Source organism: Ramlibacter humi (genome assembly GCF_004681975.1).
In the GTDB taxonomy this organism is placed as follows: Bacteria; Pseudomonadota; Gammaproteobacteria; order Burkholderiales; family Burkholderiaceae_C; genus Ramlibacter; species Ramlibacter humi.
Genome location: NZ_SMLK01000006.1, coordinates 57,397 through 78,814 on the forward strand (window position 1 = coordinate 57,397; position 21,418 = coordinate 78,814).

A 21,418-nucleotide genomic window follows, 5' to 3' on the forward strand; every position below is an offset into this window, starting at 1 on the left:
CCCGCGAAGGCGGGGATCCAGGGCGCCCGCCTTCGCGGGAGCGGCGCCTACCCGAACAGCTTCGAATGCTGCTGCCGCAGCTCCCGCTTCAGCAGCTTCCCGCTGGGGTTCTTCGGCAGGCTCTCCGCCAGCACCACGCCCTTGGGCCGCTTGAACGTGGCCAGGTGCTCGCCGCAGTGCGCCAGCAGGTCGTCCTCGCTCAGCGACTGCCCCGCCTTGGGCACGACCACCGCCACCACCGCCTCCACCCAGCGCGGGTGCGGCACGCCGATGACGGCGACCTCGGACACCGCGGGATGGCGGTAGATGGCCTCTTCCACCTCGCGGCTGGCGACGTTCTCGCCGCCGGTCTTGATCATGTCCTTCTTGCGGTCGACGACGGTGATGTAGCCCTCGTCGTCGATGGTGGCCAGGTCGCCCGAGTGGAACCAGTCGCCCGCGAACGCCGCCTTCGTGCGCTCGTCGTCGTGGAAGTAGCCCAGCATCAGGTGCGGCGAGCGGTGCACGATCTCGCCCACTTCGCCGGGCTTCACGTCGTTCATCGCGTCGTCCACCACGCGCGTCTCCACGTTCAGGCAAGGGCGTCCGCAGGAGCCGGGTTTGCGCAGCTGGTCCCCGGGACCCAGCAGCGTGGCCAGCGGCGCGATCTCGGTCTGGCCGTACAGGTTCCAGAAGCCCACCTGCGGCAGCCGGCGCGCCATCTCGCGCAGCACCTCCACCGGCATGATGGACGCGCCGTAGTAGCCCTTGCGCAGCGCCGACAGGTCGGTGGCGTCGAACTGCGGCGACCGCAGCAGCGAGATCCACACCGTCGGCGGCGCGAAGAAGGAAGTGATGCGGTGCCGCTGCAGCAGCGGCAGCAGGTTGTCGGGCGTGGGCTTGGCGGTGACGATGCTCGTCGCGCCGACGTAGATGCACGGCCCCAGGAAAACGTCCAGCTGCGCGCAGTGGTACAGCGGCAGCGCGTGCAGCATCACGTCGGCCTGCTGGATGCTGGCGTCGATGGCGCAGCTGGCGTACTGCCACAGGATGGCGTCGTGCGTGAGCATCGCGCCCTTGGGCAGCGACTCGGTGCCGCTGGTGTAGACGATCTGCGCCAGGTCGCCCGACTGCACCGGCGAAGCGGGTGGCGCGCCTTCGGTCTTCGCCAGCTCGTGGAAACTGGTCATGCCCGCCACCGGCTCGCTCGCGTCTTCCGAAGGCAGCCAGATGAACTGCCGCACCTTGGTGTCCTGCGCCGCCGCGGCGCGCGCGAGCTCGGCCAGCCCGCTGTCGGTGGCCAGCGTCTCGGCCTGGGCGTGCCGCAGGATGTAGGCCACGTCGGCGGCCTGCAGCATGAAGTTGATCGGCACCAGCACCGCGCCCAGCCGCGCCACGGCGAAGCGCAGCGCCGCGAAGCCGTGCGAGTTGCGCGCCAGCACCGCCACGCGCGTGCCGTGCGCGATGCCCATCCGCGCCAGGCCGGCGGCCACGCGGTCCACCACCTCGTCGAACTGCGCGAAGGTCCAGCTCGTGCCGCCGCACACCAGCGCCGTCTTGTCGGGCAGCCGTTGCGCCGATCGGTGCAGCAGGTCGGCCAGCGTCTGGCGGCGGATCGCGGGATGCATTCGTGTCTCCTTGGTCGGGCGGCCAGTATGCGGCGGTGCAGCGCGCATCGGCGGCAGGAGAAACACCGAGCACTTTCTGCTCCCTCTCCCTCCGCTACTCCTCCCTGGTTTCGCCCGAGGGCCGCCCGAGCGGGATCGACGGATCGATGCGCCGCTTGTAGTGCGCGTAGTCGCGCGAGGGATCGGACACGCCGGCCTGGCCCACCGATTCCTGCAACTCCGACTGGATGGCCACGTGGCTGATGGGCTCGCCGGCGCGCCGCTGGGCGCGAAGACTTTCCGCGAACTTCAGCGCCTCGCCCAGCTGGTCGGGCGGAAAGACTTCGTGCAGCGCCCGCACGGGGCCCGCTTCACTGTCGCTTTGCAGCCAGAAGACGACGATCACGCGGCCATTGTTTCACACGCCTGGGCGCACCGCCGGCACGCGTCGGCGCACTGCTGGCAATGGTCCTGGTCGTGCTTGCCGCACTCTTCGGCGCACGCGCGGCAAGCTTGTGCGCACACGCCGCACACTGCCGGCGCCAGTTCGCTCGCACCGGCCATCAGGGACACGGCCACCTGGCACAGCTGCGCGCAGTCCATGTCCAGCGCGATGCAGCGCGCCATCATCTTCACGTCCGGCTCCTGCAGGCAGGATGCGGCGCAATGCAGGCAGGCCACCTCGCACGAGTTGCAGGCGGCGATGCAGTCGAGGTAGCGGTCGTAGGCTTCTGTGGACATGTCGCTCTTTCCGGCGGCCCGGTGCGGGCCTTCGCGAAGAAGCTAGTGCGATGTGCGCCGCACGTGTGCGGCGGGAAGTGACAGCTGTTGCCGCGCAGGCCGCGCAGCCGCGCTCACTCGGCCAGCGCGCGCATCTCGCGGATCAGGTCGGCCTTGTCTCCAAAGCCGATGCCCGGCCGCGATGGCCAGCCACATCTGGTGGCCGCCGTGCCGCCGTAGCGGATCAGGCTGATGATGCGCGCCTGCGTCTTCACGTTGCGCTCGATTCGGCCATCCGCGAACTGCTGGCGCGTTGATTCAGGCGGGCGCGCGGCCGCGCCGCACGACCCAGCGCTCCAGCAGTTCGAACACCACCTGCGTCACCAGCGCCAGCGCCGCCGAAGGGATGGCGCCGGCCAGCAGCATCGCGCCATCGTTCAGCGCCAGGCCTTGCGCGATGCGCTCGCCGTAGCCGCCCGCGCCGATGAACGCGGCGATGGTGGCGGTGCCCACGGTCAGCACCGCCGCGGTCTTGATGCCGGCCAGGATCACCGGCAACGCGAGCGGCAGGTCGACGTACCGCCAGCGCTGGGCCGGCGTCATGCCCAGGGCCAGCCCCGCTTGCTTCAGGCCGGCAGGTACTTCGTCCAGGCCGGTGGCGGTGTTGCGCACGATGGGCAGCAGCGCATACAGCGACAGCGCGACGATCGCGGGCACCGTGCCGATGCGGCCCAGCAGCGGGATCAAGGCGGCCAGCAAGGCGAGCGAAGGGATGGTCTGCAGCAGCCCGACGATTGCGAAGATGCCCTGGTTCAGGCGCCGGCGCGCGGCCGCCAGCGCGCCGAGCGGCACGCCAACCAGCACCGCGATGCCCACCGAGATGGCCACCAGCGACACGTGTTCGCGCGTGAGCCGGCCCAGGTCGTCGCCGAACAGGCGGTCGCGCCAGCTCGACTTCGCCGCCGCGGGCGCGGCGCCGCCCGCCCCTTCGACGAAGTCCTTCGCCACCGCGGCGAACGGCCGGCCGCGCAGTTCCGCTTCGCCATTCATGCGGATCATCTTTGCGGTGTCGATGCGGCCTTCCAGCGTGCGAAGCCGTGCCCACGCCTTGGGCGCGCGCTGCGGCAGGTCGGCGCGGTACAGCAGCACCGCTTCGTAGCTCGGGAAGTAGCCGGCGTCGTCCTGCAGCACCACCAGGCCGAGTTCGGCGATCTTGCTGTCGGTGGTGTAGATGTCGGTGACGTCGATCCGGCCGGCGGCCAGCGCGTCGTACGACACGCCGTGGTCGATGCCCGTGGGCCGCTGCGGCAGCGAGTAGCGCCTGGCCAGGCCCGGCCAGCCGTCGGCGCGGCCGATGAATTCCTGCGAAAGCGCGATGCGCAGTTCGGGATGCGAGCGCAGGTCGCCCAGCGTGCGCAGCTTCAGCTCGTTGGCGCGGCGCGACGTGGTGGCCAGCGCGTAGCCGTTGGAAAAGCCCAGCGGCACGCCCATCGCCAGGCCCAGCTTGCCCAGTTCGCGCTGCACCGTGTCGGGCGGGCTGCCCGCGGGCAGCTTCAGGATTTCCTGCTCGATGGTGCCCAGGTACTCGGGGTAGACGTCGATCGCGCCGGCCTTCAGCGCTTCCAGCACCACCGCGGTGGAACCCAGGCCCGGCTTGTGCTCGGCGTGCGCGCCCGCCTGCCGCGCCGTCTGCGCCAGGATGTCGCCGAGGATGTAGCTCTCGGTGAAGCGCTTGGAGCCGACGGTGATGCGTTCCTGCGCGCTCGCCGCGCCGGCGGCAAGGCAGGCGGCCAGCAGGAGCAGCAGGCGGCGCATCGCTTCAGCGCGCCGCGTTGGCCTGCGGCGCGCCGGCCGCTTCGTCGTCCACCGCCTTCTGCACCGCGCGGTAGAACGCATCGCGCGCTTCGCTGGCTACCTTGTCGGTCGCGCCGCCGCCCCAGTCGGCGTTGACGGCCACCACCAGCTTGCGCTTCGGGTCGACGAAGATGCCCTGGCCGAAGATGCCGCGCGCCGAATAGCTGCCGTCGTCGAAGGTCCACCACTGGTAGCCGTAGCCCAGGTTGGGCCGGCCGGTGGGCACGCGCGTGGTGGTGGCTTCCGCCAGCCAGCCGTCGGGCACGATGCTCTGGCCGTTGGCGCGGGCGCCGTTCAGCAGGAACACGCCCATGCGCGCGTAGTCGCGCGACGCGGCCTGGATGCAGCAGCCACTGATCTCCTGGCCGGTCTTCGACAGGATCCACGTCGCCTGCTGCTCCATGCCCGCGGGCTGCCACACCTTCTCGGCCAGGTAGTCGGCCAGCGGCTTCTTCACCGCGTTGCCCACCAGGATGCCCACCAGGTTGGTCTCGCCCGTGCTGTAGTGCCAGCGCGTGCCGGCCGGCACTTCGCGCGGCAGCTGGCGCAGGTAGCTGACGATGGCGGGCACGCCCGCTTCGGGCTTGTGGTTGTTGAACTTGGCGACGTCGGAATTGGGGTCGCCGTAGTTCTCGTTCCAGCGCACGCCCGAGGTCATGGTGAGCAGCTGCCGCACGCTGACGTCGTCGTACGCCGAGCCTTTCATCTGCGGGATGTAGGTGCTGACCTTGTCGTCCATGCTCTTGATGTAGCCGTCCTTCAGCGCGGCGCCCACCAGCGTGGACGTGAACGACTTGGCGACCGAGAAACTGGTCCAGCGGCCGTCGGGGCCGAAGCCCAGGCCATAGCGTTCCAGCCGCAGCTTGCCGTCTTGCACGATCAGCACGGCGGCGCTGCGCTGGCCGGCCATGAACTGGTCGACGTCCACCGGCAGCTTCAGCGGCGGCCCCGGCGGCAATGGCATCGGGTTCGTGCTGGCGGGGATGACGTGCCACTTGGCCAGCAGCGAAATGCGGTCGAGCGCGCGGAAAGCGGCGTCGCGCTGCGACTGGTTCCAGAACAGCAGGTCGCGGTTGGTCGGCACCGTGGCCAGCAGGCCGCGCGTCTCCTTGTCCAGGCTGAACCAGCCGGCCGCGCCGGCCACCACCAGCACGCCCACCACGCCCAACGCGATCTTCCCCAGCTTCTTCATGTCGTCTCCTCGAAGCGGGAGACGATACACGCATCCCCGCGCCATTCCCGCGGCGGCGGGAATCCATGGCTTCCACAGGGAAGGCGCAAACGGCAGCCATGGATTCCCGCCTTCGCGGGATGACGGGTCAGGGGGACGTCAGCTCGCAGCTCAGCTGCACGACGCCACCGCCCACAGCGACGGTGTCCACTCCGGCGGGCTGTTCTCGTTCCACACCGTGGCCGATGCCTGCGTCGCGACGTACAGCGTGCCGTTGCGCGTCACGCGCGCGCCGGGCAGGTAGTGCGTCGTGCCGCTCCAGGCCGGCGCGCTGCACGACGGTGCAGGTGCGGGCGTCGGCGCAGGCGTGGGGGCCGGCGTCGGTGCGGGCGTGGGAGCCGGGGTCGGCGCCGGTGTGGGCGAGGGAGAAGGCGCCGGCGTCGGCGCGGGTGCAGGCGCGCTGCACGCCGTCACCGCCCACAGCGAAGGCGTCCACTCCGGCGGGCTGTTCACATTCCAGGCGTTGGCCGACGCGGCCGTCGCCACGTACATGACGCCGTTGCGCATCACGCGGTCGCCGGGCAGGTAGCGCGTCGTGCCGTTCCACGTGGGTGCGGCGCAGGGCGCGGGCGCCGGGGTCGGTGCGGGCGTCGGCGCCGGCGTGGGCGCGGGAGAAGGTGCTGGCGCCGGGGTCGGCGAAGGCGCGGGCGTCGGCGCCGGCGCGCCGGTCCTCGCGGTGTACAGGTGCCCGGCCGTGCCGGTGTTGAACGCGCCGGCCGCCACGGCCCAGCGGTCGCCGCCGGAAGACACGGTGATCGTGCGCCACTCGGTGTCGCCCGCCGGCATGGGCAGCGTCACGAAGCTGGCGCCGCTGTCGTTGGAGTACAGCACCCGCCCCGCCGACGAGCCGCTGGTGGACATGGTCACACCGATCACCGAGCCATCCGCGCTCATCGCGATGCCGGTGTAGTCGCCGACGACCGGGTAGCCGCGCGACCAGCTGGCGCCGTAGTCGTGCGAGACGTAGATGCCGGTGCCCGGCCCGCCGCCGAAGCTGTTGCCCGCCATCGCCACCGCATGGCCATCGGCGGACACTTTCACGCGGTACCAGTGCTCGCCCTGTGGCGCGGGCGAGTAGTTCACCGCCGACCAGCTGGCGCCGTAGTCGAGCGAGCGGTACACCTCGCCGTTGTGCGACACGGCCACCAGCACGCGGCCGTCCTGCGAGCCGTCGATCCAGCGCCACCAGCGCTGCTGCGGCGCGTCGGGCAGCACGCCCTGGTGCCAGCTGGCGCCGCCATCGCTGCTGAGCACGATGGGGCCGTTCTGCACTACCGCCGCGATGCGCTGGCCGTCCTGCGAGAGGGTCACCGCTTCGAACAGCGTGCCGCTGCCCACCAGCGGGCTGTTGTTCACCTGGGTCCAGCTGGCGCCGCGATCCGTGCTCATGTACATGCCGCCGCCGTACACCAGCGAGACGATGCGCGCGCCGCCGGCCGACACGGCGCTGCCGATCCAAACGCCCGAGGGGCTGTTGCCCGAAGTCCAGCTCGCGCCGCCGTTGGTGGAGACGTGCACGCGGCCATTCGGCGCCTCGCCGGCGACGAGGATGTCGCCCGTGGTGTCCGAAGCCAGCGAGTGCCAGATCAGCGCCGCCGGGTAAGCCTGCGTCCACGCGAACGAAGGCGCCGTGGTCACCCGTTGGCTGGCCGTGAATTCGCTCGGCGCGGCACTGCCGCCGCCGGCCACCGGATCGCCCGTGCCGCCGCCACCGCCGCAGGCGGCCAGCCAGAGTGCCGCGAGCGCCGCGGTGATGCGAAGCCTGCTGGGCGGGATCTCCCTCATGATTTCTTCTCCGTTGGCGGCTCGAATGCCAGAGCCAACGCGGAGGAAACCACTGCCGCTGCGCCAGCGGTTTGTCGGAGTGCAACCTGCGTAAGCTGCCGCACACCTTTCGCGAAGCGCGCGCATGCGATCGCGCGAGTGACGAAGGCCCGCGGTCAGCTTCGTGAAACGTTCCGGCGGTTACCGGATGGCCTGGCCGCGCAACGCGGCGATGCCGTCAGCGCCGCCGCCGGTAAGCCGACAGCACCAGGCCGGCCAGCGTGTCCGCCGGCGCGCCCGGCGCGATGCGGGCGCGCCGCAGCAGGCCGATCTCGCGGTGGAAGGTGTGCTCGCCCAGGTCGATGGCGCGCACCTCCGCGGGCCAGCGGCCCAGGCTCGCGGCCTGGGGCAGCAGCGCCACGCCCAAGCCTTCGGCCACCAGCGCGACGATGGCCTCGAGCTCATCGACTTCGCACACGTCGTGCACGGGCAGGTTGGCCGCGCGCAGGAAGCGGTCCACCTGCCGCCCGCCGAACGAGCCGCGGTCATAGCGGACGAAAGGCTGCTCGGCCAGCAGCTTCGCCCAGTCGCGGCCCTTCGTCGCGCGCGGCACGAGCAGGCGGAACGGCTCCTGCGCCAGCGTGGTCCAGCGCAGGTCGGCCGGCAGCGCGTGCGGCGGGCGGATGGCGATGGCCAGGTCCAGCTCGCCGGCGTCCACCAGGTCGGCCAGTTGTCCCGACAGTCCCGGCACCACGCGGGTGCTGCAGCCGGGCACCTGGCGGTGGAATCGGGCCAGCACGGCAGGCAGTTCGCTCCGCTGCGCCGAAGCGATGGCGCCGATGTTCACGCGCGTGGCCGGCGCGGGCGCTTCCTGGGGCGATCCGAGCGCGGCATACAGCCGCATCAGTTCCTGGGCCTGCTCCACCACCTGCTGGCCGCGCGCGTTGAGCCGCGCGGCGCGGGCGCTGCGGTCGAACAGCTCGAAGCCCAGCTCGCCCTCCAGCCGCTGCATCTGCGCGCTGACCGCGGCCTGGGTCAGGCCGACGCGGCCGCCGGCGGCCGCGAAGGTGCCTTCGCGCGCGATGGCCAGCAGGGTTCGGAGCTCGCGGATCATTCAATGAAATTCTATGCTGAGGCTCAAGAAACATTGATTTTCTTTTGGCTGGCCGCGCCCTAGGATGCCGCCATGCAAGCGCCCGCCACCAACCCCGCCCCGCTCTCCCCTTTCCACCTGGCTTTCCCCGTGCACGACCTGGCCGAAGCGCGCCGCTTCTATGGCGGCCTGCTGGGCTGCCCCGAAGGCCGCAGCTCCGACGAGTGGATCGACTTCAACTTCTACGGCCACCAGATCGTGGCGCACCTGGCGCCCAGCGAGACCGGCCGCGCGCAGCGCAACGCGGTGGATGGCCACGGCGTGCCGGTGCGCCACTTCGGCATCGTGCTGCCCATGGCCGACTGGGACGCGCTGGCCTCGAAGCTGAAGGCGCAGGGCGTGAAGTTCGTGATCGAGCCCTACATCCGCTTCCAGGGCCAGCCCGGCGAGCAGGCGACCATGTTCTTCCTGGACCCGTCGGAAAACGCCATCGAAGTGAAGGCGTTCTCGGACATCACGCGCCTGTTCGCGAAATAAGCCTCACGCCGCCTGCGCGCCCAGGTGGCGCGCCAGGTGCTCGACGAAGGCGTGCACGCGCGCGGCGCCCTGCAGCTGCACCGGGTACACCGCGTACACGTCGGCCGGCGGGGTTTGCCAGTGGGGCAGCACCTCGCGCAGCCGCCCGCTCTTCAAGTAGCGCGCGATGTCCCACTCCGCGCGCAGCACGATGCCGTGGCCGGCCAGCGCCCACTGCACGGCGATCTCGCCGTCGTTGCTGGACAGGTTGCCGTGCACCTTCACCGTCTCGGTGCGCTTGCCTGAACGCAGCCGCCACACGCCATACGCCTCGTCGCCTTGCCGGATGGCGATGGTGGCGTGCCGCGCCAGGTCGGCCGGCGTCTTCGGCGTGCCGTGGCGCGCCAGGTAGCCGGGCGAAGCGCACAGCAATCGCCGGTTGGGCGCCAGCAGCCGCGCGATGACGCGCGCGTCCGGCGGCTCGCCGAAGCGCACGCAGACGTCGAACGCGTCCTGCGTCAGCGGCGGCGGGCTGGCCGACAGCTGCAGTTGCACCTGCACGCCGGGGTGCTCGCGCACGAAGCTGGACACCAGCGGCGACACGTGCAGGCGGCCGAAGCCCAGGGTCGCGTTCACGCGCAGCAGGCCCGTGGGCTGCTCGCGTGCGCCCTGCAGTTCGCGCTCCACCGCCGCGATGTCCGTGAGGATGCGGCGCGCGTGCGCGAGGTAGGCCTCCCCTTCCGCCGTCAGGCCGATGCGGCGCGTGGTGCGGCTGAGCAGGCGCGTGCCCAGGTGCTGCTCCAGCTGCGCCAGCCGCTTGCTCACCGCCGGCGGCGTCACCTGCAGTTCGCGCGCGGCCGCGGCCAGGCTGCCGCAGCGCACCAGGGTGCTGAAGAACTGCATGTCGCCGGAAGCGGAACGGGTGGAAGCCATTGGTGAATGCCAGGTTCAGAATGGCTTGAATTCTGGCGCATTCATTCCGGCCGCAGGCGCGCACGATGGCGCGCCTGCATAGGAAGGAAACCGCGCATGAGCAAGAAGACGTACCGCATCGCCTGCATCCCGGGCGACGGCATCGGCAAGGAAGTGGTCCCGGCGGGACAGAAGGTGCTGGAAGCGCTGGCCGCGGCGCAGGACGGCTTTCGCTTCGAGTTCGCCGCTTTCGGCTGGGGCGGCGACTGGTACCGCGAACACGGCGAGATGATGCCGGCCGGCGGACTGGCGCAGCTGAAGGGCTTCGACGCCATCCTGTTCGGCAGCGCGGGCGATCCTGAGATCCCCGACCACGTCACGCTCTGGGGCCTGCGGCTGAAGATCTGCCAGGGCTTCGACCAGTACGCCAACGTGCGGCCCACGCGCATCCTGCCGGGCATCGACGCGCCGCTGAAGCGCTGCGGCCCGCAGGACCTGGACTGGGTGATCGTGCGCGAGAACTCCGAGGGCGAGTACTCCGGCGTGGGCGGTCGCGCGCACCAGGGACACCCCATCGAGGTGGCCACCGACGTCAGCATCATGACCCGCGCGGGTGTCGAGCGCATCCTGCGCTACGCGTTCAGGCTGGCGCAGTCGCGGCCGCGCAAGCAGCTGACGGTGGTGACCAAGTCGAACGCGCAGCGCCACGCGATGGTGATGTGGGACGAGATCGCCGCGCAGGTCTCGAAAGACTTCCCGGACGTGAAGTGGGACAAGGAGCTGGTGGACGCCTGCACCGCGCGCATGGTGAACCGCCCGAAGTCGCTGGACACCATCGTCGCGACCAACCTGCACGCCGACATCCTGTCCGACCTGGCGGCCGCGCTGGCCGGCAGCCTGGGCATCGCGCCCACCGGCAACATCGACCCGGAGCGCCGCTACCCCAGCATGTTCGAGCCCATCCATGGCTCGGCGTTCGACATCATGGGCAAGGGCCTGGCCAACCCGGTGGGCACCTTCTGGAGTTGCGTGATGCTGCTGGAGCACCTGGGCGAGAAGGAAGCGGCCGCGAAGCTGATGAAAGCGATCGAGGCAGTGACCGCCGACGCGAAACTGCACACGAAAGACCTCGGCGGCAATGCCACGACGGCGCAGGTCACCGATGCGGTGTGCCACCGATTGCTCGCCGCCTGAATTCCTGCGACAACCTCACCCGTTCGCATGCCAACCAAAACCAGGAGACAAGACATGAAGCACTGGATCGCCGCGCTGGGGATCGCGCTGGCCGCCCCGATGGCACTCGCCCAGGCGTGCCCGGACAAGAACGTCAACTACTGGCAGGCTTTCCCGCCGGGCGGCGAGTCGGACTTGGCCGCGCGCCACCAGCAGCTGGTGCTGAAGAAGAAGTGCCCGGCCGTGGAAACCGTCGTCCAGTACAAGGCCGGCGCGGGCGGCGCGCTGATGTGGACACAGATGAACCAGCTGGCCGGCGACGGCAGCAACGTGGTGGGCGTCAACCTGCCGCACATCGTGTTCCAGCCGATCCAGGGCGACGTGCAGTACAAGACCGAGGACGTGGTGCCGGTGTTCTGGTTCCACTTCACGCCCGACATCCTGGTGGTCAACGCCAAGAGCCCGATCAGGAACTTCCAGGAGTTCATCGCGGCGGCCAAGGCCAAGCCCGGCACCATCAGCCTGGCGGGTTCCGGCCAGTACTCCGCCAACCACGCCGCGCACGAGCGGCTGGACGCGGCCTTCGGCATCAAGACGCTGTACGTGCCGTTCAAGGGCACGGGCGACCTGGCCACCTCGGTCATCGGCGGCCAGGTGGACGGCGCGATGACGTACACGCCGTTCGCCATCGCCAACCGCGACAAGGGCGTGCGCCCGCTGGCCGTGGCGATGGAAAAGCGCCACCCGCTGATGCCCGACGTGCCCACGTTCAAGGAACTGGGCGTCGACTGGGTGGATGGCGCCTACCGCGGCATCGGGGTGCCGAAGTCCACGCCGCCGGAGCAGCGCAAGAGGATCTCCGACATGTGGATGGCGTTGAACAACGACCCGGAGATGAAGGAACTGGCGGCCAAGTCCGGCTTCGAACTGGTGAATGTCGGCATCGAACAGATGCCCGCGTTCATGGCCGAGAAGACCAAGCTGTACACCGAGGGCGCGGCCCGCATGGGGCTCGGCAAGAAGTGAAGTGACCGCGCCCGCGCAGCCGAAGTTCGCGGCCGACGCCATGCTGGCGCGGCTGGCCCGGTGGCTGCGGGTGCTGGGCTGGGACACCACGCTGCAGCCCGGGCTGGACGACACGACGCTCGTCCGGCAAGCGAATGAGGAAGGCCGCATCCTGCTCACGCGGGATCGCGGCCTTTTGCGCGACCTGCGCCCGGACCGATTCGTCGAGGTGCATCACGACGGCCCGCTGGAACAGTTGCGGCAAGTGGTGCGCGAGCTGAATCCCGAACCGCCGCACGAACTCTTCACCCGCTGCACGGTGTGCAACACCGAGCTGTCGCCGCCGCTGTCCGACGCCGAACGCGCCGCGCGACTGCCGCCCGACGTGCGCGAACTGCCGGGTCCCGCCCGCGCCTGCCCCGGCTGCGGACGCCTTTACTGGCGCGGCTCCCATGCGAAGCGGATGCGCACTGCGTTGGCGCATTGCCTCACGGATTGGCTGCCCCGTGAAGTTCTCTAACCCCCTCCGTGCTCATCTGTAAAAAGCTGCCGCCGGGCTTTGCAGCTCGACACGTTTGTAACCCGCGTTGCCCGTCGAAGATGCCCGGTCCCCAACTGAGCAGGAGGAGTGGATGGGCACGAAGCGACGCGTCGCGTTGGGCGGCATCGCATGGGCAAGCCTGGTGGCCGCGGGCCTGGGTGCTTGCGGCGGCGGTGGTGACGGCAGCGACGATGCCGCCGGCGGCATGGCCACCGGCAGCTCGGTGAGCGCCGCGGGCGGCTCTTCCACGCTGCTGGCCAACTGCGAGATGTTCCCGGCGCAGGCCGTGTTCAACACAGCTACCAGGCCGGCGGCCAGTGGTATTCGCTGTCCAGCGCAGCCTGGGACCTGAAGTCGCTGGTGCTGCGGCCCTCGGGCTGGACGTCGGGTGATGCGGCCGGCCTGCCGATCACGCCTTTCCTGGTCAAGGCGGCGGAAGCCGACAGCGGCGAGATCCGCCACGCGCTGCGCGTGACCTTCCGCGACGCGGTGCTGTCCAACGGCTTCGTCTGGCCCGCGCGGCACGGCGCGGGCGGCAGCTCGGGTTCCATCCCGTTCGGCTCGGTGCTGCGCCTGCGTGCCGACTTCGTGATCCCGGCGAACTGGACGCCGCAGGCCAAGGCCATCGCGCGGGCAGCCAAGCGCTACGGCCTGTACGTCGCGGACATCGGCAGCGACTTCTACGTGCAGGGCGAACCCAACGTCGCCTGGAACGAGCAGACGTTCCGCGACCTGGGCCACATCCCGCTGTCGGCCATGGAGTTCGTGGACATGGGCGCCGTGACCGGCGACCCGCGCTTCGACGCCGGCTCGATGGCCGCGAGCTGGTAAGCGCCAAAGGAAAGGGGCGCCTCGCGATCGGCGGGGCGCCCCTTTTGCGTCGTGCGTTATTGGGCGGGGCGCTGGGCCGTGTCGTCACCGCCGGAGCGGGCCCCCAGCCACTTGCCGGCACCGACCACGACCACCGCGCCGATGGCCGGCACGATCCAGTGCAGCAGGCTGTGTTCGCCGATGTCGCCGACCCAACCCTTCAGCGCCGGGTCGGTCAGGCCCATCTCGCCGGCCACCCAGCCCAGCAGGCCGGCGCCGATGATGATGATGATGGGGAAGCGCTCCATCAGCTTGAGCAGCACGGCGCTGCCGAAGATGATGAGCGGGATGCTGATGGCCAGGCCCAGCGTCAGCAGCACGACATTGCCCTGCGCCGCCGCGGCCACGCCGATGACGTTGTCCAGGCTCATGACCAGGTCGGCCACGATGATGGTGCGGATGGCGCCCGCGAGGCTGGAGTTGCCTTCCATCTCTTCCTCTTCGTCCTCCTGCTTCAGCAGGCCGATGCCGATCCACAGCAGCAGCGCGGCGCCCACCAGCTTCAGGTAGGGCTGCTCCAGCAGGTAGACCGCGAAGAAGGTGAGAACCAGCCGCAGCACGATGGCGCCCACGCTGCCGAAGACGATGGCCTTCTTCTGCTGGTGGGGAGGCAGCGCACGGCTGGCCAACGCGATGACGACGGCGTTGTCGCCGCTCAGCACGATGTTGATCAGGATGATCTTCCACAGCCCGATCCAGAACTCGGGGGTGGCCAAAACGTCCATGGAGCTCTCCTTGTAGTAGTGCGCACCCGGTCCCGCGGGTGGATGGCGGCGAGCTTACACGGCTGGTGCGGCGGCCGCCTACGTAGATTCACAAATGGAAAAGGCGGGCCAGGGCCCGCCTTTCCTGGGTGGCAAGTTCCCGGATCAGTCCTCGACGAACGCCTCTTCGCGCTTGGCCTTGATGGACGGCAGCGCCACGATCACCACCAGCGCCACCGCGGCGGCCAGCAGCGAAGCCGACAGCGGGCGGGTGACCAGCACGCTCCAGTCGCCGCGCGACAGCAGCAGCGCGCGGCGCAGGTTCTCTTCCATCATCGGCCCCAGGATGAAGCCCAGCAGCAGCGGCGCGGGTTCGCAGCCGAGCTTGATGAACAGGTAGCCGATGAAGCCGAAGATGGCCACCATCCACACGTCGAACGTGTTGTTGTTGGTGGAGTACACGCCGATGGCGCAGAACAGCACGATGGCGGGAAACAGCCAGCGGTAAGGGACTGTCAGCAGCTTGATCCAGATGCCGATCATCGGCAGGTTCAGGATCACCAGCATCAGGTTGCCCACCCACATCGAGGCGATCAGGCCCCAGAACAGCTGCGGGTTGCTGGTCATCACCTGCGGGCCCGGCTGGATGTTGTGGATGGTCATCGCGCCCACCATCAGCGCCATCACCGCGTTGGGCGGGATGCCCAGCGTCAGCAGCGGGATGAAGGAAGTCTGCGAACCGGCGTTGTTGGCCGACTCGGGCGAAGCGACGCCGCGGATGTTGCCGCGGCCGAACGGCAGTTCGCCCGGCTGCAGCTTGGTCTTCTTCTCCACGGTGTAGGCCGCGAACGAAGCCAGCAGCGCGCCGCCGCCCGGCAGGATGCCCAGCGCCGAACCCAGCAGCGTGCCGCGCAGCACCGCCGGCACCATGCGCTTGAAGTCCTCCCGGGTGGGCATCAGGCCACTCACCTTCCCGGTGAACACCTCGCGGTTTTCCGCCGGCTGCGACAGGTTGGAGATGATCTCCCCGTAGCCGAACACGCCCATGGCGATGACCACGAAGCCGATGCCGTCGGTGAGCTCCGGGATGTCGAACGAGTAGCGCGCGACGCCGGAGTTGACGTCCGTGCCCACCAGGCCCAGCAGCAGGCCCAGCACGATCATGGCGATGGCCTTGATCAGCGAACCGGACGCCAGCACCACGGCGCCGATCAGGCCCAGCACCATCAGCGAGAAGTATTCGGCGGGGCCGAACTTGAACGCGACTTCGGTCAGCGGCGCGGCGAACGCGGCCAGGATCAGCGTGCCGACGCAGCCCGCGAAGAACGAGCCCAGGCCCGCGGCCGCGAGCGCGGGACCCGCCCGCCCCTGCCGTGCCATCTGGTAGCCGTCGATCACGGTCACGACCGAGGACGATTCGCCCGGCAGGTTGACCAGGATGGCCGTGGTGGAGCCGCCGTACTGCGCGCCGTAGTAGATGCCGGCCAGCATGATCAGCGCCGACACGGGCGGCAGCGCGTAGGTCGCCGGCAGCAGCATGGCGATGGTGGCCACCGGGCCGATGCCGGGCAGCACGCCGATCAGCGTGCCCAGCAGGCAGCCGATGAAGCAGTAGAGGAGGTTGAGCGGCGTGACGGCGACGCCGAAGCCGGTGGCGAGGTTGGCGATCAGGTCCATGTCCGTGCCTCCTTCAGCCGGCGATGAAGGTGGGCCACACCGGGAACTGCAGTTTCAGCAGCACCACGAAGGCCAGGTAGGAGCCGGCCGCCAGGACGGCCGCCAGGATGGCGACTTCCTTGGCGTTGAACTCGTCGCCGGCCAGCGCCGAGACGAAGGTCAGGCCGAAGATCGCGATGACCATGCCCATGGGCGGCAGGTTGATGCTGGGCAGGCCGCCCAGCAGCACGCCGAACAGCACGTTGGCGCCGATGATGAATCCCAGCGGGCGCCAGGCCCAGGGACCGATCTTCTCGCCGTCCTCGGTTTCCACGATCAGCGATTCGAAGATGATGAAGGCGCCCAGCAGGCCCAGCACGATTCCCAGCATGAGCGGGAAGTAGCCGGGGCCCATGCGGGCGCCCTCGCCAACGGTGTAGGTGGTCGCCCCGATGGCGAACGCGGCGCCGGTGATGGTGAACATCAGCCCGGCGAAGAAGTCTTTCTGGCTCTTGATCCTCATAGGTCCTTCTTGGAGGGGTGCGGCACTTCGGCCGACCCGGGATTAACGCCGTCTGAAGCTGACCTGTGGCTGACCTGACAGGTTGCGGAAAGTGCGTAGCATCGGCGGCTTCCAAGCGGCGGACCCTTGCCAACCATGCGAATCCTGCTCATCGAGGACGACCTCGTCCTTCGCGACGTCATGCTGCGTTTCCTGCGCGAGGCGGGCCACCGCGTGGACGTGGCCGGCACCCTGGAAGAAGCCGACCAGCTCTGGCAGATGGCGGGCTTCGACGCCGTGCTGCTCGATCTGAACCTGCCCCACAGCGCCCACCCGCGCAGCGGCCTGGGCAGCGGCCTCACCGCCCTCAAGGCGGCGCGGGCGCGCGGCGACCGCACGCCGGTGCTGGTGCTCACGGCACGAAACCGCACCGACGAACGCATCGCCGGCCTGAACGCAGGCGCCGACGACTACCTGGGCAAGCCGTTCGACCTGGCCGAAGTCGAAGCCCGCCTGCGCGCCGTGGTGCGCCGCACCCAGGGCACGCAGGACCAGGTGCAGGTGGGCGGGCTTTCGCTGGACCGCATCAGCCGCCGCTTCGGCGTGCACGGCCAGCCGCTGGAGCTGCCCGCGCGCGAGTTCGAGGTGCTATGGGAGCTGATGACGCCCGCGGGCCGCGTGGTGAGCAAGCGCGAGATGGCCGACAAGCTGTCGGACCTGGAGGACTACCTGGGCGACAACGCGCTGGAAGCCTTCATCTCGCGGCTGCGCAAGAAGCTGGCCGGCAGCGGCGTGCGCATCCGCACGCTGCGCGGCCTGGGCTATCTGCTCGAAGCGGAGCCTTGATGGCCGACGGCCTGCGGCCGCTCTCCTCGCGCCTGCTGCGCCAGGTGCTGGTGCCGCTGGCGCTGACCTGGCTGGCGGGCACGCTGGTGGCCGCCGGCATCGCCTACTACTTCGCGCAGAAAGCCTTCGACCGCTCGCTGCTGGACGACGCGCACCTCCTGGCCACCAACGTGCAGCTGCGCGGCGACAAGCTGGAGCTGGCGCTGTCGCCGCGCGAGGTGAACCGCGTGCTGTTCGACCAGGTGGAGACCATGTACTACAGCGTCACCGCGGCCGACGGCACGCTGGTGGCGGGCTTGCGCGACCTGCACGTGCCGCCCGCGGAAGGGTCGGCGCCGCAGCGCTTCGCGGACGTGCGGCTCAACGGCATGTCGCTGCGCGGCGTGAGCCTGCACCGCGAAACGCCGGTGCCGTTCGACGTGATGGTGGCCGAGACCACGAAGGGCCGCAACGCGGCGCTGGAGCGCCTCGTGTGGTTCTCGATCGTGCCGCAGATGCTGCTGCTGGTGGCGCTGGCGATCTGGCTGCGGCGCGCCATCCGGCACGAGCTGCAGCCGCTGGCGCACCTGCAGGACGGCCTGGAGCGGCGCAGCGCCAACGACCTGGCGCCGGTGGACGTGCAGGCCAGCAGCCGCGACGTGGCCACGCTGGCCACCGCGCTCAACCAGCTGCTGGGCCGGCTGGACAGCAGCGTGCGGTCGCAGCGCGAGTTCGCGGGCAACGTGGCGCACGAGCTGCGCACGCCGCTGGCGGGCATCCGCGCGCTCGCCGACTACGGGCTGTCGCAATCGGATCCTCATGCCTGGCGCGAGCAGCTGGAGCGCATCGCCGCGAGCCAGGCGCGCGCCAGCCGGCTGGTCGACCAGCTGCTGGAACTCGCGCTGGCGCAGGAAGCCGAGGCCGGCCTGCGGCTGGAGCCGGTGGCGCTGGACGAACTGGTGCGCGACGCGGTGCTGCGGTTCCTGCCGCGCGCGGACGCCGCGGGCGTGGACCTGGGCGCCGTCGGCATCGACGCGCCCTGCCGCGTGCGCACCGATGCGACGCTGGTGGACGGCATCCTGAACAACCTGCTGGACAACGCGCTGCGTTACGGCGCGCCTTCGCCGGGGCAGCAGGCGGCGGTCACGGTGTCGGTGGAACGGCGCGACGGCGACGTGGTGCTGGCGGTGCAGGACAACGGGCCGGGCCTTCCGGGCGAACAGCAGGCGCAGCTGGTGCAGCGCGGCGCGCAGGGACAGACCGGGCAGCTGCTCGGGCAAGGCGCCGGGTTCGGCCTGGCGCTGGTCTCGCAATACGCGCAGCTGCTGGATGCGCGCATGGTGCTGGGCAGCGGGCCGGAAGGACGCGGATGGCGCTGCGCCATCCACTTTCACGCGGGCGGCTAGCTCACGCGGGGCGCAGCAGCCCCGCGAGTTCCCGCATGTCCGTGAAGATGTGCTCCGCGCCCGCGGCCCGCAGCGCGCCCGGCGCGTCGTGCCCCGCTTCCGGCGGGCTGTAGCCGAACACCGTCGCGCCCGCGGCCACGCCGGCGGTGACGCCGGTGACCGTGTCCTCCACGACCGCGCACTTCGCCGCATCGACGCCCAGCGCCGCGGCCGCCGCGAGGTACACGTCCGGCGCCGGCTTGGACCGCGGCAGCTCGTGCCCGCTGAAGATGCGGCCCTCGAAGTAACGCAGGAAACCGCACTTGGCCAGCTGCAGTTCCACCTTGCCGCGATCGGCGCCGCTGGCGCACGCGATGCGCCCGGCGAACTGCTCGTGCGCCTGGCCCACCGCTTCGAGCGCGCCGGCCACGGCCTGCAGCTGCGCTTCCAGCCGCTCGTTGCGCCGCTGGCGGAACAGCGCGAGCCATTCCTCGGTCAGCGGCTGCCCCGTGTTGGCCTCGATGATCGCGCGCTCGTCCTTCACCGCCTTGCCGATGAAAAGGCGCATGCATTCGGATGGCGTGAGCCGCCAGCCGAGTTCGGCCAGCATCTCGCGCAGGACGCCATTGGTGATGGGTTCGCTGTCGACCAGCACGCCGTCGCAGTCGAACAGCACGCCGGCAAAGGGGGAGGGAGAAATCATCTTGTGGGTTCTAGCCGACCGAGGCGTCGAGCGTGATCAGCAGCCATTCGGGCCGCATGTTGAATCGCACCGGCAGGATACTGACTCCGATGCCGCTGGTGACGTAGGCGGGCATGGGCGCGTCGCCGATCCAGCCGTAGGCCCAGCGGCGGGGAACGCCTTTCGGGACCACGGGCGCGCCGATCCACGGCAGGTAGACCTGCCCGCCGTGGGTGTGGCCGGCCAGCGCCAGGCCGCGGTGCGGCGGAAGTTTTTCCAGGCTGACAGGGTCGTGCATCAGCACCAGGGCCGCGGCCTGCGGCGGCACCGTGCTCATCGCCTGCGCGGGCCGCGAATGGCCGGTGGACCGGTCGCCGATGCCCACGACCCAAACGCCGGAATCGAGCAGCCTCGCTTCGTTCTCCAGCACGCGGATGCCGCGCGCCTTCAGCGCCGCGGCGAAGGCCGGGCCATCGACTTGCCACTCGTGGTTGCCCAGCACCGCGTAGACGCCCAGCGGCGCCCGCAGCTTGCCCAGCACGAGCGCGATTTCTTCGGGCGCCGTGAGCGCCAGCGTCGGCTGGTAGTCGCGGTCGGAGATGAAGTCGCCCAGCAGCACGATGACGTCGGGGTTGGCCGCGTTGATGTCCTCGACGATGCGCTGCGCGCGCGACACCGTGGTGACGCGCCAGCCCGGCCGCTTGGTGAAGTGCCAGTCGCTCGCCACGGCCACGCGCAGGGGCGGCCGTTCCCAGCCGGGCAGGCGGTATTCCAGGTGGCGTTCGGCGATCCAGTATGGCTCGATGCCGACGCTCCACACCGCCAGCGCGGCCAGCACCAGCAGCACGAAAAGCCACCGGCGGCGGCGCGGCTTGTCAGCGGTGGTCGCCATCGACGTAGAACCAGCGCCCGCCTTCGCGCACGAAGCGGCTGCGCTCGTGAAGCCTGCCGCCCTTGCCACCTGCACCGCGGTAGCGCGCGACGAATTCCACTTCGGCGTGCCCGGTGTCGATCACGCGGTGGTCGCGCACCTCCAGCCCCAGCCAGCGCGTGCCGTCGCCGGCGCGCACGTCGGCGGGACGGGTGCTCGCATGCCATGTATCGCGCAGGTAAGCCTCGTCACCGCGCACAAACGCCGTGTAGCGCGAGCGCATGAGCGATTCGGCGTCGGGCGCAGGCTCGCCGGCGAGGAAGCGGCCACAGCACTGCGCGAAGGCCAGCGGGTGGCCGCGCACGTCTGCGCGGCCACAAGGACAGGCATCGGCGCTCACGAGAACGAGCGCTGGATGAGGATCTTCTGCACGTCGGACGTGCCTTCGTAGATCTGGCAGACGCGCACGTCGCGCCAGATGCGTTCCACGGGAAAGTCACTGACGTAGCCGTAGCCGCCCAGCGTCTGGATGGCCGCGCTGCATACGCGCTCGGCCATCTCGCTGGCGAACAGCTTGGCCATCGCGGCCTCCGTGAGGCAAGGGCGGCCCGCGTCGCGCAGGCTGGCCGCGTGCCAGATCAGCTGGCGCGCGGCTTCCAGCTGCGTTGCGCAGTCCGCGAGGCGAAAACCCACGGCCTGGTGGTTGAGGATGGCGGTGCCGAAGCTCTGCCGGTCCTTCGCGTAGGCCACCGCCACTTCGAACGCGCTGCGTGCCATGCCCAGGCTTTGCGCGGCGATGCCGATGCGGCCGCCCTCCAGCGCGGACAGCGCGATGCGGTAGCCCTCGCCTTCCTCGCCGATGCGGTGGTCCACCGGCACGCGGCAGTTCTCCAGCCGGATCTGCGCGGTGTCGCTGGAATGCTGGCCGACCTTCTCCTCGAGCCGCGCCACCACGTAGCCCGGCGTGTTCGTGGGCACGAGGAACGCGCTCATGCCTTTCTTGCCGGCGCCCTTGTCGGTGACCGCGATGGCGATGGCCAGCTGCCCGTTTTGGCCGCTGGTGATGAACTGCTTGACGCCGTCGAGGACATACTCGTCGCCTTCGCGCCGCGCGGTGGTGCGCAGGCCCGCGGCGTCGCTGCCCACGTGCGGCTCGGTGAGGCAGAACGCGCCCAGCAGCTCGCCTTGCGCCAAGGGCACCAGCCATTGCTTCTTCTGCGCTTCGCTGCCGTAGCGCATGAGGATGGCGTTCACCGGGCAGTTGGTCACGCTGATGGCGGTGCTGGTGCCGCCGTCGCCGGCGGCGATCTCTTCCAGCACCAGCGCCAGGCTGACGTAGTCCAGCGCCGCGCCGCCGTAGGCCTCGGGCACGCAGATGCCGTACGCGCCCAGCGCGGCCAGCCCCTTGTGCGCCTCGCGCGGGAAGGTGTGTTCCTTGTCCCACCGGGCCGCGTGGGGCCACAACTGTTCCTTCGCGAACGCCCTCACGGCGTCGCGGATCATTTCCTGGTCTTCGGTCAGCAGCATG

The 21,418-nt window shown here is 70.3% G+C and carries 24 protein-coding genes; 8 read left to right on the forward strand and 16 right to left on the reverse strand.

Annotated features, from left to right (window positions below; translation table 11 throughout):
• Positions 1 to 47 precede the first annotated feature (47 nt).
• The 8 genes from EZ216_RS16605 to EZ216_RS16645 all read right to left on the reverse strand — a co-directional run bounded on the left by EZ216_RS16605 (position 48) and on the right by EZ216_RS16645 (position 8,269).
• On the reverse strand, positions 48 to 1,607 hold the full coding sequence (locus tag EZ216_RS16605; protein WP_135250908.1) for an acyl-CoA synthetase: 1,560 nt from the start codon (positions 1,605 to 1,607) through the stop codon (positions 48 to 50).
• A 94-nt stretch (positions 1,608 to 1,701) separates the two neighbouring features.
• On the reverse strand, positions 1,702 to 1,992 hold the full coding sequence (locus EZ216_RS16610) for a hypothetical protein (RefSeq protein ID WP_239024418.1): 291 nt from the start codon (positions 1,990 to 1,992) through the stop codon (positions 1,702 to 1,704).
• Positions 1,989 to 2,327 (reverse strand): four-helix bundle copper-binding protein, encoded by a 339-nt coding sequence (locus EZ216_RS16615; RefSeq protein WP_135250909.1) that lies wholly within the window; start codon positions 2,325 to 2,327, stop codon positions 1,989 to 1,991. The genes EZ216_RS16610 and EZ216_RS16615 overlap by 4 nt, the downstream gene beginning before the upstream one ends.
• Positions 2,328 to 2,440: 113 nt before the next feature.
• The gene (locus EZ216_RS21480; protein ID WP_167772942.1) at positions 2,441 to 2,581 is read right to left on the reverse strand and encodes a hypothetical protein; all 141 of its coding nucleotides are present in this window, start codon (positions 2,579 to 2,581) and stop codon (positions 2,441 to 2,443) included.
• Positions 2,582 to 2,624: 43 nt separating this feature from the next.
• Positions 2,625 to 4,121 (reverse strand): glycine betaine ABC transporter substrate-binding protein, encoded by a 1,497-nt coding sequence (locus tag EZ216_RS16620; RefSeq protein WP_135250910.1) that lies wholly within the window; start codon positions 4,119 to 4,121, stop codon positions 2,625 to 2,627.
• A 4-nt stretch (positions 4,122 to 4,125) separates the two neighbouring features.
• Positions 4,126 to 5,352, reverse strand: a complete 1,227-nt coding sequence (locus EZ216_RS16625; RefSeq protein WP_135250911.1) for a serine hydrolase domain-containing protein — start codon at positions 5,350 to 5,352, stop codon at positions 4,126 to 4,128.
• Between the two features lie 150 nt (positions 5,353 to 5,502).
• The gene (locus EZ216_RS21650; RefSeq protein ID WP_205959696.1) at positions 5,503 to 7,176 is read right to left on the reverse strand and encodes a WD40/YVTN/BNR-like repeat-containing protein; all 1,674 of its coding nucleotides are present in this window, start codon (positions 7,174 to 7,176) and stop codon (positions 5,503 to 5,505) included.
• Positions 7,177 to 7,393: 217 nt separating this feature from the next.
• Positions 7,394 to 8,269, reverse strand: coding sequence for a LysR family transcriptional regulator (locus tag EZ216_RS16645; RefSeq protein ID WP_135250914.1), 876 nt, complete (start codon positions 8,267 to 8,269; stop codon positions 7,394 to 7,396).
• Positions 8,270 to 8,341: 72 nt separating this feature from the next.
• On the opposite strand from EZ216_RS16645, the gene EZ216_RS16650 reads away from it, so the two are divergent.
• Complete coding sequence (locus EZ216_RS16650; RefSeq protein WP_135250915.1) at positions 8,342 to 8,785, forward strand: VOC family protein; 444 nt, start codon at positions 8,342 to 8,344, stop codon at positions 8,783 to 8,785.
• 3 nt (positions 8,786 to 8,788) lie between these two features.
• Here EZ216_RS16650 and EZ216_RS16655 read toward each other — a convergent pair whose 3' ends face one another.
• Positions 8,789 to 9,697: a LysR family transcriptional regulator gene (locus tag EZ216_RS16655; protein WP_135250916.1), complete on the reverse strand. Its 909-nt coding sequence runs from the start codon at positions 9,695 to 9,697 to the stop codon at positions 8,789 to 8,791.
• Positions 9,698 to 9,793: 96 nt separating this feature from the next.
• Here EZ216_RS16655 and EZ216_RS16660 point away from each other — a divergent pair, with 96 nt between their 5' ends.
• From EZ216_RS16660 to EZ216_RS16680, 5 genes are all read left to right on the forward strand, one after another.
• Positions 9,794 to 10,870, forward strand: a complete 1,077-nt coding sequence (locus EZ216_RS16660) for a tartrate dehydrogenase (RefSeq protein ID WP_135250917.1) — start codon at positions 9,794 to 9,796, stop codon at positions 10,868 to 10,870.
• Between the two features lie 54 nt (positions 10,871 to 10,924).
• Positions 10,925 to 11,875 carry a tripartite tricarboxylate transporter substrate binding protein gene (locus EZ216_RS16665; RefSeq protein ID WP_135250918.1) on the forward strand — a complete coding sequence of 317 codons (951 nt, stop codon included), beginning with the start codon at positions 10,925 to 10,927 and terminating at the stop codon, positions 11,873 to 11,875.
• Position 11,876: 1 nt separating this feature from the next.
• On the forward strand, positions 11,877 to 12,374 hold the full coding sequence (locus EZ216_RS16670) for a Mut7-C RNAse domain-containing protein (RefSeq protein ID WP_167772943.1): 498 nt from the start codon (positions 11,877 to 11,879) through the stop codon (positions 12,372 to 12,374).
• Positions 12,375 to 12,486: 112 nt separating this feature from the next.
• Positions 12,487 to 12,747, forward strand: a complete 261-nt coding sequence (locus EZ216_RS16675; RefSeq protein ID WP_135250920.1) for a hypothetical protein — start codon at positions 12,487 to 12,489, stop codon at positions 12,745 to 12,747.
• A gap of 8 nt (positions 12,748 to 12,755) precedes the next feature.
• Positions 12,756 to 13,226 (forward strand): hypothetical protein, encoded by a 471-nt coding sequence (locus EZ216_RS16680; protein ID WP_135250921.1) that lies wholly within the window; start codon positions 12,756 to 12,758, stop codon positions 13,224 to 13,226.
• A gap of 56 nt (positions 13,227 to 13,282) precedes the next feature.
• Here the strand turns inward: EZ216_RS16680 and EZ216_RS16685 are convergent, their stop codons facing one another.
• From EZ216_RS16685 to EZ216_RS16695, 3 genes are all read right to left on the reverse strand, one after another.
• Positions 13,283 to 13,990, reverse strand: coding sequence for a TerC family protein (locus tag EZ216_RS16685; RefSeq protein ID WP_135250922.1), 708 nt, complete (start codon positions 13,988 to 13,990; stop codon positions 13,283 to 13,285).
• A 144-nt stretch (positions 13,991 to 14,134) separates the two neighbouring features.
• Positions 14,135 to 15,646 (reverse strand): tripartite tricarboxylate transporter permease, encoded by a 1,512-nt coding sequence (locus EZ216_RS16690; protein ID WP_135250923.1) that lies wholly within the window; start codon positions 15,644 to 15,646, stop codon positions 14,135 to 14,137.
• A 13-nt stretch (positions 15,647 to 15,659) separates the two neighbouring features.
• Entirely contained in the window at positions 15,660 to 16,148 is a 489-nt protein-coding gene (locus EZ216_RS16695; RefSeq protein ID WP_135250924.1) for a tripartite tricarboxylate transporter TctB family protein, read from the reverse strand.
• A gap of 135 nt (positions 16,149 to 16,283) precedes the next feature.
• Between EZ216_RS16695 and EZ216_RS16700 the strand changes: the two genes are divergently transcribed.
• Together EZ216_RS16700 and EZ216_RS16705 are read left to right on the forward strand one after the other, a co-directional pair.
• Entirely contained in the window at positions 16,284 to 16,973 is a 690-nt protein-coding gene (locus tag EZ216_RS16700; protein WP_135250925.1) for a response regulator transcription factor, read from the forward strand.
• On the forward strand, positions 16,973 to 18,358 hold the full coding sequence (locus tag EZ216_RS16705) for a sensor histidine kinase (RefSeq protein WP_135250926.1): 1,386 nt from the start codon (positions 16,973 to 16,975) through the stop codon (positions 18,356 to 18,358). The genes EZ216_RS16700 and EZ216_RS16705 overlap by 1 nt, the downstream gene beginning before the upstream one ends.
• A 1-nt stretch (position 18,359) precedes the next feature.
• Here the strand turns inward: EZ216_RS16705 and EZ216_RS16710 are convergent, their stop codons facing one another.
• From EZ216_RS16710 to EZ216_RS16725, 4 genes are read right to left on the reverse strand one after another with little or no spacing between them, the layout of a single operon-like run.
• Positions 18,360 to 19,040: an HAD family hydrolase gene (locus EZ216_RS16710; protein ID WP_135250927.1), complete on the reverse strand. Its 681-nt coding sequence runs from the start codon at positions 19,038 to 19,040 to the stop codon at positions 18,360 to 18,362.
• 10 nt (positions 19,041 to 19,050) lie between these two features.
• Positions 19,051 to 19,911 carry a metallophosphoesterase gene (locus EZ216_RS16715; protein WP_135250928.1) on the reverse strand — a complete coding sequence of 287 codons (861 nt, stop codon included), beginning with the start codon at positions 19,909 to 19,911 and terminating at the stop codon, positions 19,051 to 19,053.
• Positions 19,895 to 20,254, reverse strand: coding sequence for a YchJ family protein (locus EZ216_RS16720; protein WP_239024419.1), 360 nt, complete (start codon positions 20,252 to 20,254; stop codon positions 19,895 to 19,897). Before EZ216_RS16720 ends, EZ216_RS16715 begins: the two co-directional genes overlap by 17 nt.
• Positions 20,255 to 20,286: 32 nt before the next feature.
• The gene (locus EZ216_RS16725) at positions 20,287 to 21,417 is read right to left on the reverse strand and encodes an acyl-CoA dehydrogenase family protein (RefSeq protein ID WP_135250930.1); all 1,131 of its coding nucleotides are present in this window, start codon (positions 21,415 to 21,417) and stop codon (positions 20,287 to 20,289) included.
• Position 21,418: the final 1 nt, after the last annotated feature.